This window comes from Corynebacterium sp. HMSC064H12 (assembly GCF_001809925.1).
Lineage (GTDB): Bacteria > Actinomycetota > Actinomycetes > Mycobacteriales > Mycobacteriaceae > Corynebacterium > Corynebacterium jeikeium_D.
Genome location: NZ_KV799341.1, coordinates 161,508 through 173,067, shown reverse-complemented (window position 1 = coordinate 173,067; position 11,560 = coordinate 161,508). Strand labels below are relative to the sequence as shown.

General features: G+C 59.4%; 12 protein-coding genes. 1 reads left to right on the top strand and 11 read right to left on the bottom strand.

The window, feature by feature from the left end; translation table 11 throughout:
- Window positions 1-7: 7 nt before the first annotated feature.
- From HMPREF2681_RS05685 to HMPREF2681_RS05655, 7 genes are all read right to left on the bottom strand, one after another.
- Window positions 8-388 carry a hypothetical protein gene (locus HMPREF2681_RS05685; protein WP_016421991.1) on the bottom strand — a complete coding sequence of 127 codons (381 nt, stop codon included), beginning with the start codon at window positions 386-388 and terminating at the stop codon, window positions 8-10.
- The gene (locus HMPREF2681_RS05680; RefSeq protein ID WP_016421990.1) at window positions 385-1,029 is read right to left on the bottom strand and encodes a hypothetical protein; all 645 of its coding nucleotides are present in this window, start codon (window positions 1,027-1,029) and stop codon (window positions 385-387) included. Before HMPREF2681_RS05680 ends, HMPREF2681_RS05685 begins: the two co-directional genes overlap by 4 nt.
- A 45-nt stretch (window positions 1,030-1,074) precedes the next feature.
- Window positions 1,075-2,133: a porphobilinogen synthase gene (gene hemB / locus HMPREF2681_RS05675; RefSeq protein ID WP_070546391.1), complete on the bottom strand. Its 1,059-nt coding sequence runs from the start codon at window positions 2,131-2,133 to the stop codon at window positions 1,075-1,077.
- Window positions 2,134-2,180: 47 nt separating this feature from the next.
- Entirely contained in the window at window positions 2,181-3,848 is a 1,668-nt protein-coding gene (locus HMPREF2681_RS05670; protein ID WP_070546360.1) for a bifunctional uroporphyrinogen-III C-methyltransferase/uroporphyrinogen-III synthase, read from the bottom strand.
- Between the two features lie 204 nt (window positions 3,849-4,052).
- The gene (gene hemC / locus HMPREF2681_RS05665; RefSeq protein ID WP_049190547.1) at window positions 4,053-4,985 is read right to left on the bottom strand and encodes a hydroxymethylbilane synthase; all 933 of its coding nucleotides are present in this window, start codon (window positions 4,983-4,985) and stop codon (window positions 4,053-4,055) included.
- Window positions 4,986-5,000: 15 nt separating this feature from the next.
- Window positions 5,001-6,443 (bottom strand): glutamyl-tRNA reductase, encoded by a 1,443-nt coding sequence (locus tag HMPREF2681_RS05660; protein ID WP_042388369.1) that lies wholly within the window; start codon window positions 6,441-6,443, stop codon window positions 5,001-5,003.
- 224 nt (window positions 6,444-6,667) lie between these two features.
- Window positions 6,668-6,910 (bottom strand): glutaredoxin family protein, encoded by a 243-nt coding sequence (locus HMPREF2681_RS05655; RefSeq protein ID WP_016421985.1) that lies wholly within the window; start codon window positions 6,908-6,910, stop codon window positions 6,668-6,670.
- 164 nt (window positions 6,911-7,074) lie between these two features.
- On the opposite strand from HMPREF2681_RS05655, the gene HMPREF2681_RS05650 reads away from it, so the two are divergent.
- The gene (locus HMPREF2681_RS05650) at window positions 7,075-8,199 is read left to right on the top strand and encodes an HAD family hydrolase (protein ID WP_016421984.1); all 1,125 of its coding nucleotides are present in this window, start codon (window positions 7,075-7,077) and stop codon (window positions 8,197-8,199) included.
- Between the two features lie 244 nt (window positions 8,200-8,443).
- On the opposite strand, the gene HMPREF2681_RS10945 is transcribed toward HMPREF2681_RS05650, so the two are convergent.
- From HMPREF2681_RS10945 to HMPREF2681_RS05635, 4 genes are all read right to left on the bottom strand, one after another.
- Window positions 8,444-8,545: a 30S ribosomal protein bS22 gene (locus HMPREF2681_RS10945; RefSeq protein WP_003855542.1), complete on the bottom strand. Its 102-nt coding sequence runs from the start codon at window positions 8,543-8,545 to the stop codon at window positions 8,444-8,446.
- 243 nt (window positions 8,546-8,788) lie between these two features.
- A complete protein-coding gene (locus HMPREF2681_RS05645) occupies window positions 8,789-8,980 on the bottom strand; it encodes a helix-turn-helix domain-containing protein (RefSeq protein ID WP_005509751.1) in 192 nt (63 codons plus the stop codon).
- Between the two features lie 263 nt (window positions 8,981-9,243).
- Window positions 9,244-10,053, bottom strand: a complete 810-nt coding sequence (gene proC / locus HMPREF2681_RS05640; RefSeq protein WP_016421983.1) for a pyrroline-5-carboxylate reductase — start codon at window positions 10,051-10,053, stop codon at window positions 9,244-9,246.
- Between the two features lie 102 nt (window positions 10,054-10,155).
- Complete coding sequence (locus HMPREF2681_RS05635; protein WP_016421982.1) at window positions 10,156-11,559, bottom strand: hypothetical protein; 1,404 nt, start codon at window positions 11,557-11,559, stop codon at window positions 10,156-10,158.
- Window position 11,560: the final 1 nt, after the last annotated feature.

Genomic DNA, 11,560 nt, shown 5'->3' with positions numbered 1-11,560 from the left:
TTTCCGTCTAATCCTGTGGCTGGTTGGCGCGCGTGAGCGCTAATTCACGATAGAGCAACAGTAGTCCACACGCCATCGCCAGGCTGGGCGCGATAACCCATACAGTCAGCGCTCCAGCCATAATGGCAAAGAACATGGCGAGAGCCGTGATAATCACCATGATGAGCAGGCAGTTCCGGGAGAGTTTGAACTCAGTGGCCGTCGGCAAGCAGCCGCTACCAATAAGCGAGCAGACCAGCGTCACACCGGCGACGATGTAGATATCGCGGCCAACGGCGGCGGGAGCCTGCGAATAGTCGCCGGTGACCAGTATCAAGCTCAGGACAATCTGGGCGATGAGCGCGACGAAGAGCACCCACTGCCAGGGCCGACTCGGCAGGGACATCATCGCTTGGACTCCTCAGGCTGCTTGGATTGCTTGGGCTGTGACTGGCCCAGCTGCTGTTGCCGCTTTGGATCAGCGCCATGCTTCGACGCTCTCGGCAGATGCGATTCCGGAGCGGACGGGGTCCACGGTTTCGACGGGCGCTGATGATCGAAGTAGTCCTTGGATTCCTTCGAAGCGGCGAGCACTAGACCCGCTACCGCGGCAGTGGCCGAGGCGATTCGCACAATTCCGCTGATAAGAACGAGGGATGCCGGCACTCCCGATTCTGAAGCCGTAGAAGAGAAGAAGGACATCAGCGCCGACAGTGCCAGGTAAAGCGAGCCGATAACCAGCACGGTGCGAGCACCTTCGCTCCCCTTGCGCATTCGCTCGATAATGGCGAAGAACGCGATGCAAAGCCCCACTGCGAAAAAGAACGCGATAACGATAGTCGCCTTCATGGCAGCATCAATCTGGCCCTCGCTGAAACCCGGGAAATTCTCCTTAGCGGTTGAGGGGCTCATCAGCATTTCCGGATGCAGCCAGTAGGTCACCGTAGCTACCGCAGCGACGAGCAGCTGCAACACGGCCGTAACCCGCCACGCCTGCCTAGCTCCCTCGACCTGCTCGGGAATTGCGGGCTTCTTCTCTTCTTTAGTCATCCGTCCACTTCTCGATATTTGCTACTGCACGTTCACCCGAGCGAATTAGAACTGGGCGCGCAGCTTCTTCGCCAAGTCCACCGCTGCGTAGGTCAAAATCTGCTCCGCACCGGCACGGCGAATGCTCAGTACTGCCTCCATCATCGCAGCATCCAGGTCAATCCACCCGTTGGCGGCAGCGGCGTGAATCATCGCGTACTCACCAGAGACCTGGTAGGCGGCAACCGGCACCGGCGACATATCCGCGACCTCGCGCAGAATGTCCAGGTAGCTCATGGCCGGCTTGACCATCACCATGTCCGCACCTTCGTCAACGTCGAGCTGCACTTCAAGCAGGGACTCACGACGGTTTGCAGGATCCTGCTGGTAGGTACGGCGATCACCCTGCAGCGAGCTGCCCACAGCTTCACGGAATGGACCGTAGAAGGCGGAGGCGTACTTTGCCGAGTACGCCATGATGGAGACATCCTCATGGCCAGCGGCATCCAAGCCCTCGCGAATTGCGGCAATCTGGCCGTCCATCATGCCCGAAGGGGACACGATATGGGCACCGGCGTCGGCCTGCGCAACGGCCATCTTGATGTAGTTAATCAGCGTGCGGTCATTCTCAACGACCGTGTTGCCGAAGCGGTCCTTGCCCAGCACACCACAGTGGCCGTGGTCAGTGAACTCATCCAGGCAGGTGTCGGCCATAATCAAAATGTCATTCCCGAACTCGTCGCGGAGACGACGCAGGGCACGGTTGAGTACGCCCTCCGGATTCCAGGACTCAGAGCCCTCGCCGTCCTTGTCCGCATCCAGCGGGACACCGAAGAGGTCAACTGCCGAGATACCTGCCTCAACAGCCTCGCGCACAGCTTCTACCAGGGAGTCCTCGGTATGCTGCACTACCCCGGGCAGGGAGCTGATTGGCTTCGGCTCATCAATCCCATCTGCAACAAACATGGGCAGGATGAGATTTTTCGGAGCCAGTGTCGTCTCCGCCGTCATCGCACGCATCACCGGGTTGGTGCGCAGCCTGCGTGGGCGACGAATCGGGAGAGGAAATCCAAACTGTTCGAGATCGATTTCGCGGGATGATTCAGAAGCTCCAGATGTAGTCATAAAGACAACCTTAATCAAAACGCGAACTCGCTCCGGTACGCCCCTGCTCAGTCCTTGGTTTTACGCGAACGACGACGCTTCTTGCGCGGTGGTGGCAGCTGCCCTGCCGCCCGCAGTTGCGCAACATGCTCTGCCAGCGCATCCACCAGCTCCGGGATGCTTGCGCGCTCCGGCACGACATCTACCCGCAGGCCGTACTCGCGAGCCGTGGCTGCGGCCATCGGCCCGATGCAGGCAATGATGGTGCGAGCATGCGGCTTACCCGCGATGCCGACCAGGTTCTTCACCGTCGACCCCGAGGTGAAGCACACTGCGTCGAAGCCACCGGACTTAATCATGTCGCGGATATCCGCACTCGGTGGCGCTGCCCGCACGGTACGGTAAGCGACCACATCATCAACTTCCCAGCCCAGGTCAATCAGACCGTCGACAAGCACATCGGTGCCGATATCGGCGCGCGGCAGCAGCACGCGGTTGACCGGATCGAGATCCTCGATGTACTCCGGGAACACGTCGACAATGCCCGCGGCATTTTGACGAGTGTCATCCGGAAGCAGCTCCGGAGTGATGCCGAGATCGCGGATGGCAGCGGCGGTGCGATGGCCGACGGCTGCGATGCGGACCCCAGCGAAGGAGCGCGCGTCCAAGCCGAATTCCTGGAACTTCTCCCACACTGCGGTGACGGCGTTGACGGAAGTGAAGACAACCCACTGGTAACGGCCGTCGACAAGCCCCTTGATGGCGCGTTCCATCTGCGCCGGGCTGCGCGGTGGCTCGATTGAGATGGTCGGGACCTCAATCGGGATGGCGCCGTGCGCAACGAGACGGGCACTCATCGGGCCTGCCTGCGCCTTGGCACGTGGGACCAGCACCTTCCATCCGTAGAGAGCGCGGTTTTCCCACCATGAGTACTTCGAACGATTGTCCACACCCTTGCCAAGCGTGACCACCAGCGGACCGGTCAGGTCACCCGAGAGCTGCGCCAAGGTGCCCAGCGTGACGTCGTAGGTGCGCTGCAGACGAGTCGTACCGTTGACAGTCACCGACACCGGCAACGACGACGGCAGGCCGCGTTCGCCGAGCTCAGTTGCAATGGCGGACAGGTCGTCCTGCACGGCCTGCAGTACCAGCGGCTGCGGTGCCTGGGCCAGCTCGTCCCAGTCCACATCGGCGCGATCGAGATCGGTCTCCGTGTACGTCGAGCCCAACGCGATACCGGCAAATGCCGGGACGGTGGAGGGCACGGACATGCCAGGGACGATCTGGAACTCAACATCGGCGTGCGAGACCTCGTTGATTTCGGCCAGCAGCGAATCGTTGGTCAGCGGATTGCCTGCCACCAAACGCACCACGTCATTGCCTTTAGCGGCTTCCTCGACGAGCAATTCTGCCATCTTCTTGGGATCGTCGATAGGCGTGCGCAGATCTGCGGCGGTCGGTGGTGCCGGACGCGGCGGCTTACGACGAGATCCCTTGGCCTTGGCTGCGGCGCACATGCGCTCGTACTCTTCCTCGGCTTCCTTCAGCAGCTCGGGAGGAACAGGCACATCGGTTGCGACGAGCTCTCGAACCCCCGGCATGACATCGGCGTCGACGTAGGCGATAGCGGTGTCTGCGAGAATCTCACGGGCGCGAAGCGTCAGCAGGTCGGGATTTCCAGGACCAGCGCCGACGAACAGGATGCGTCCCGTTGCTGAGGGGAGGGAGGTGTTCATCGTTGCGGAGTGATTTCTTTTCTATTGGTTGTTCACTTTTCGTGCCGATGAGTCTCTAAGGAAGAAAGCGGACATGCGCCAACGCATGTGAGGGGCAGGTAGATACCTGAATCTCACATGCGAGCACACGAAGGAAACCCTTATCCCAACGGCATGCATACAGGCCTATTAGCATAAAGGGTTTGAGCCAAATTAACTAACCGGCTACTTTTGAGATTCCCGCAGGGTATCGCCCATTACCTCATGAGCACCCCGTTCGAGCAGGGCCGCCGCAACCTTCCGGCCAAGCTCATCGGCCTTATCCACGTTTGCGGTAGCGGTCTCGAGCAACTGACGCGAACCGTCGAGTGCGAACACCCCCGCCTGCAGGGTGAGTTCACCACTGTCGCTCACGGTTGAGTAGGCCGCGACCGGAGCGGTGCAGCCCGCTTCCAGCTCATTGAGTACCGCGCGCTCAGCGACAGCCCGGGCATGGGACACCGGGTGGTCAATCTTGCGCAGAATATCCACAATTTCGCGGTCAGCAGTGCGGCACTCCAGCGCCAGGGCGCCCTGAGCCGGGGCTGGCATGAGGACATCCACATCCAGGGATTCCGCAATCTCTCCGAGGCGACCCGTGCGCTCCAGCCCAGCGCGAGCCAGAATGACAGCGTCCAAGTCCTCAGAGACGCGCCCCATGCGGGTTTCGATGTTTCCACGCAATGGTACAAGTTCCAGATCGGAGCGCAGCGCACGCAGCTGAGAGACACGACGCGGCGCGGAGGTACCCACACGAGCCCCCTCAGGCAGGTCCATCAGCGGCGTGGCATCGCGGGAAATCAGCGCTTCTCGCGGATCGACGCGCTCCGGCACGGCTGCGACCATCATGTCGTCTTCCGGCAGGGTCGGCAGGTCCTTAAACGAGTGCACGATAATGTCGCACACCCCCTCGCGGAGTGCATGACGCAGCGCCTGGGTGAAGACACCGATGCCAATCTTTTCCACCGGGTCGTGGCGGTTATGGTCACCGGCGGTCTTTACAATCACCAGCTCTGCAGGCTGTCCCAGCTCAATCAGTGCATCACGGACGTGACCGGCCTGTGTCGTGGCCAGTTCCGAGCCCCTGGTACCGATACGAATAGTCGCTGGGTCAGGCATGTTTCCCTCCGGGTGTTAATTTTTGGTGGTTTCAGCAACGCCTTCAATGATGGCACTACTGTCAAGACCATACTGCTCAAATCCCTGCATCCGCCCAATTCGGCCCTCTACCATGAGATCTGCGGGGATATCGGTGTCAGCATACAGGCCAGAGGGGGTGGATAGGGGCAGGTCGAAGAGCTTCTGCAGGGCAAGCGCGTAGTTGCCACCACCCTGCTGGCTAGAAAGCTTCTTGACCTGAACCGTTGGCGCGTGCAAGAGCTTATCGACGACGCGGCGAACCGTGGACTCGACCTCGCGACGTTCCTTTTGAGTAAGACCCGGTGTCTTCGCCTCCAGGCGAGCGAGCTCAGCCGCCGCCACATCCGCCGCGCGCTCACGCAGAGCGCGAACAGTCGGTGCTACCTCGCTTGCGCGCTGCGCCGTGAGGTAGGACTCCAACTCTTCGGCCACAATGTCGCGCGCTGCAGCCTCATCATCACGACCCGGAACCTCCGTGCGAGTCATCTGCAGCAATTCGATGTTGAAGAGTGCGATCCCCTCAAGCCCGGAGACATCCTCCGCGACGTCGCGAGGCATAGACAAATCGACGATGGCGAGCGGGCCGTGGTCGACAACATCTGCAGCTGAGACCACTGGAGTCATGGCTCCGGTGGCACTGACGAGAATGTCCACATCATCGAGGACATCAGCGAAATCATGCAACGCAATAGCAGTAGCGGGGATGCCCGCTTCGATCGAGTGGTTAGCCAGGTTCTGCGCCCGGTCAACGGTGCGGTTGGCAATAATCAGACGATCAATGCCGCAGCGCCCCAGGTAACTGGCGGCCAGCGAACTCATCGCACCGGCGCCGAGGATAAGGGCCGAACGTCCGGCCAGAATATCGGTACCCTCAGCGACGTCAACACCAGAGTTGAACCCAGGATGCAGCGCAGCAATCGCCTCGTCGATGGCCACGGAGACCATCGATGCGCCCGCATTATCAATCAGTGTTTCGCTGTGGACTCGCTTGCCTGTGTGCAGCGCCTTCTGCGCCAAGTCATGCAGCATGCGACCGACGGTGCCGGCTTCGTCCGCTTCCTGGTAAGCATTGCGAAGCTGACCGATAATCTGCTGTTCCCCCAGCACCATCGAGTCAAGACCAGCACACACCGAGAAGGCATGCTCCGCTGCGGCCTGTGCGTACCGCACATAGAGGTGCGGTGTCAGTTCATCGAGTTCGAGCCCAGTACGACCGACAATTTCACGGACCACGGCCGATAGGCCAGAGTGGAAGCCGTTGGCCACCACGTAGTACTCAACGCGGTTACAGGTCGACAACAGCATCGCTTCGCTGATCGCTTCATCCGCGACCAGCCGAGCCAAAATGGCCTCTCGCTCAGTTTCACCGACGGAGACCTTTTCAAGAAGGGTCACCGGTGCAGACCGGTACGACATTCCGACGAGAAGCACACTCACCGCTCAATCACCGCTCTATTGCTCCTTCACAGGCCCCGCTACGGGCTTTTTCACACAGCTATGACTGTTAACGCTAGACAACTCTGCCATCTCGTCACAACAAAGGCATACTTTACTTAGTCTCTACCTCGATGTTCGCAGCACTCCCCTACTTCTTTGCCGCTACTCCACATTCTGCCATGTCTCCGCAGCTCCTAGCAGTTCGGCAGAGTTGTCTCCCGAACTTATTCGGCCTCCGCTATCGCTTCCAGGAGTTCATCATCATCGATTTCCCAGCAAGCGATTTCCTCATCATTGACCAAAATCACCGGCACGCGATCGCCAAATTCCATGGCCAAGTTCGGATCGGTATCGACGTCTTCCACCTGGAACTGCGCATTTTGGTCCCGAACTAGCGGCTCAATCTGCGCAATCACTCGGGCGCACGAACCGCACGTCTTCCTACTCATCACCGTCACAGTCACCATAACGGCCAGTCTAAAGGTCGACTGTTTCGCTTTACGACGTCCCCCTCCCCACACTTCCCCTGCAAAAGTGACTCTTCTTATCCTTGCCCCATCCGCTCCTTGAATCTCAGCGCGCAGCTTTGCCTAAAGACCGGATACTATTCAACAAGAGCTTCCGATAACGGATGTCGGTTGCATACACCGTGGAAAGAGATTTTCGTGCCGTGAGTGAGTTCAGTGCCGACAACCGCTCCCCCTTCCCCATCGACATGCTGGGTGACCTTGCGTCCTCGCAGGGTAACGTCCGCAACTTCCTCGAGCAGGTAGTTCTCGCTCCGCTCAATGACGAAGCACAGGAGGAAGCTGGTGCTGCAGCGGCTGCCAATGCACTGGAAGCTCTCGGCGAAGTCTACGACGTCGGCGGCGAAGAACTGGCTACGGGATTTCGCAGTGTAGCTGGTGCCGAAGATGCCGCTGGCGGTGCCCGTGTGCTCTCGCAGCCCATTCCAGGTGTCGAACGCGATCAGGGCGCAGCCGCTTTCTTCGATGTGGACAACACGCTTGTCCAAGGCGCATCAATCTTCCTCTTTGCCATGGGTTTGGTCGAGCGCGGCTTCATCAAGAAGCGTGATTTGGCCGGCATGATTTGGAAGCAGCTGAAATTCCGAATCTCAGGCGCGGAAAACGCTGCCGACGTAGCTAAGGCCCGTGAACAGGCATTGGAGTTTTTCGCCGGCCACGATGTGAATGAAATGGTCAAACTCGGCGAAGAAATCTTTGAAGAAAAGATCAGCGACCGCGTTTACCAGGGCACCCGCGATCTGGCGGAACTACATATCCAGGCTGGCCAAGAGGTCTGGCTGGTCACCGCCACCCCGGTGCAGCTGGCCCAGGTTATCGCTAAGCACATCGGACTGACCGGCGCCCTTGGCACGGTCGCCGAGGTCAAAGATGGCAAGTTCACTGGCCGCCTGGTAGGCGATATTCTCCACGGCCCGGGTAAGAAGCACGCGGTGGCAGCTCTGGCAGCCTCTTCCGGGTTGGACATGTCTCGCTGCACGGCATACTCAGATTCCGCCAACGACATTCCCATGCTGTCCATGGTGGGCACCGCCGTGGCCATCAACCCGGACCGCAAGTTGCGGAATTACGCCCAGAAGATGGGGTGGACTATCTACGACTATCGCCACTTTCGCTCCGCAACCTTCGCCACGATGCGGTGGCTCTCGATCGGAGCACTGCTGGCAGGAGCTGTCGGGGGCGCGGGACTCGTCGGCAAGCGACTGTGGGACGCGAACAAGGAAAGTTAAACGCTGCTAGGCGCACTCGAGAGTTAGTGACTGCGTTTATGACAAAAATGGCTCGAAAAATGGCCTGAAAGTGTCATAAACTCCTACAGTTTCACATTTGCAGCCCGTAATCGGCAGCCCGTGATTAGCCCCCCCCCCCAACGACAAAACCCGCCCTATCTCAACGAGACCGGGCGGGTTTTGCTTTTAAAACGTGTACGCGACGCAGCACGCGCGCTCCTGCGATAACGGCAGGAATGCTGGCTTACTTGCCGAGCTTACGACGCTGCACGCGGGTACGGCGAAGCATCTTGCGGTGCTTCTTCTTCGACATGCGCTTGCGACGCTTCTTAATGACGGAACCCATCGGCTCGACCTCGCTATTCGTTGACGGAAATTTTTTCTTGCACAATGGCGGCGTACTCAATGCGGCCTTACAACCGCCGAGATGTCACGCCCTTTTTTTCCTTCCGCCTTCACAGCTCGATACTTCATGACTTGAAGACGATAGGAAACAGGGGCGCAGCACAGCACCATGTACTAATCGGATTAATCATAGCGGGGACATATGCGTTCAGGTCAAACAGCCCCGCTTAAAAGGCAGAAAAAATTAACCCGCGTTGTAGAAAGAGGAGTCCAGGTACTCCTTGACTGCGGACTCATGGACGCGGAAAGAACGGCCAACGCGCACTGCCGGCAGCTCGCCAGCGTGAACCAGGCGGTAGACGGTCATCTTGGATACGCGCATGATGTCAGCAACTTCCGCAACGGTCAGAAAGGTGCCTTTATCTGCATTCTGCATTAGTAAATATTCCCTTCAGCGCACGCGACGCGCTGCAGGCTTCCCCTCCTGCAGAAAATCGTGACACGCACGTGCTTTTCATATCCTACCGGTAGGCAAGGTGCCGGTGCGATTTTTGATAAAAAATAGGGGCATTGGCGAATGGTGTGACAGTTGTGACTAACTCATCGTCCCTGCGTATCGGATTAGCTACTGCCCCTAACCATTTCCAATGCCCCAAATATTGGGGTTACTTGTACACCCGCGACCACTCGGCGAAATACTTATTTACCCATCTCATTGGCCTTGTCATAGCAAGCCTGCAGCGCGCGATGCACCGCGCGACGAATACCCTCTTCCTCGAAAACTCGGGTGGCCGCTGCCGTTGTACCGCCCGGCGAAGTGACATCAGCACGCAACGCAGTCGGGTCCGCGCCTTCCTGCATCATCATCTCGGCTGCACCAGCAGCCGTAGCCGACGCCAGACGCTTAGCCTGATCACGCTTGAGGCCCAGATTCACACCCGCGTCGGTCATCGCCTCGACGAACTGGAAGAAGTAAGCCGGACCGGAGCCCGAGACTGCAGTGACTGCAGACATCAGCGACTCATCGACAACCTCAACGCTGCCGACCTTCTTCAACAGTTCGACAACCTCGTCGGTCTGGCTCTCCGTGACAAAGCGGCCCGGCGCGACTGCACAGACCCCCTTGCCCACCAGCATCGGGGTATTCGGCATGACGCGGATCACCGGAGTACCGACAGCACAGACGCTTTCCATCTTGTCCAGCGTGATGCCAGCCGCCATCGACACCACAATGGTGTCGACCTCAGAGTCATCGAGCACGTCGGCAATCTGCTCGAGCATGTCGATAATCAAGTACGGTTTTACGCACAAGAACACCACGTCGGCACCGTCGACGGCCCCTACTGGGTCGTCGGCATCGACAATGCCGTAGGTCTCCTTCAGACCGGCCAGGCTCTCCTTGGTGCGCCCCACCACATAAATCGAGGAGGGCGAGACACCACCGTCGATGAGACCACCGACGAGTGCGCTACCAATCTTTCCGCCACCAATTACAGCAATTCTTGTCATGGACGCTAAGTGTGCCAAAACTGGCCCACACATGCGAATGCAGGGACCGGAAAACTACGCTTCCGACCCCTGCATCAGGTGATGATTATTCTGTTGACCCCACTACAACTGGAAGAGAATCCAGGGGCCAAATGTCAGCGCCAAACCGACAAGTCCTGCAAGAATCGGTGTCAGTTTGTCCTTCTCACGGCGCAGGTAGTTCGCCATTCCCGCGAAGCCACCAGCGACCACGAGAGCCATGATGACAACCACAATCTTTGGCAGCGACGACCAGGCCATGGTGAAGCCCAGGAACACCAATGCACCAGCAATCAGACCCACGAAGACCTGGATTAGCAGCAACGGCACCGAGAGGGAATTGTCCTCGGCGTAGCCATCGCGCGCGACGGCCTTGCCCTTGGAGCTCTTGGATTCTTCACGCTTAACGACGTCCCGGGGCTCCGCCTGCTTCTCGTCAGCTGCGGCCTGGGTCGGTGTGGTCTCGACCTGCGCAGCCTCAGTGGGGGCGTCCTCGGCCTGCTCGATATCGGCCTGTGCGTCTTCTGCCTGTGCAACTTCAGGAGCGACAGCGGCTGCCACTGCCGCCTTGGAAGCGGCACCGGTATCGGCGTCAGCGTCGGCAGCCTCGAAGGTAGCGGTTTCCTGAGCAGCTTCAGCCTCAGCAAATTGTTCACCGTCGACGTCATCCGATTCAGCGGATGCCTCGGACTCTTCGTCGACATTGTCCTGGACAACCGGAATGGAGGCAGTCGGACGGTCGTCGTAAGCGTTGGAACCGGTGAGTACCGCACGAGCGACTGGCCCCGGCTCCCCAAGCTGCTGCGACTCGTCTGCCATGTCACGCAGTTCGGTGAAGGTGTAGGTAATCTCCGAACGCTCGGAGTTGACCATGACCGGACGGGGTTCCATCGGAATTGCCAATGGCACCGCAGGGGCTGCTGGCTGCGCAGTTGGTGTGCTCTGCGCGGCTTGCTCCTGCTGCGGAGCTGCCGGTGCAACCGGTGCAACCGGTTCTTCAGCAACTTCGGCAACCTCGTCAGCTTCGGCCTCAGCGACCTCGGCGTCAGCTACTTCGGCGTCAGCCTCAGCTAATTCCGACTCCTCTTCTTCCTGATCAGCAGCTTCAGCCTCGGCCTCAGCTTGAACCTCATGCTCCGACGAATCCGCCCCTTCAGCAACTACCACTGGCTCAGCGACAGCCTCCGAGTGCTCCGGAGCTTCTACCTCCGGTTCGGTTGCCTGCGCTTCTTCGGCGGCGTTGGCCGCAGCTTCGTCGGCAAGCAAATCACTCGTAGTCGTCTGATCGTCGTCTGCGTTGGAAAGAGCGTGAGCACCACGTCGCGGTTCGTCGGCCTTTACACGAGGGATTGAGCCGGTGAGCTCCTGAACAGACACACCGCCTTCTTCAAGGCTGCGTCGACGGCGGCGCCGCGGTGGTTCAGAGGGGGCTCCCTCCTTCTGCCGCCGCGCCAGCAGTTCGGCAACGGTGAGCTTTTCCTCGCTCATC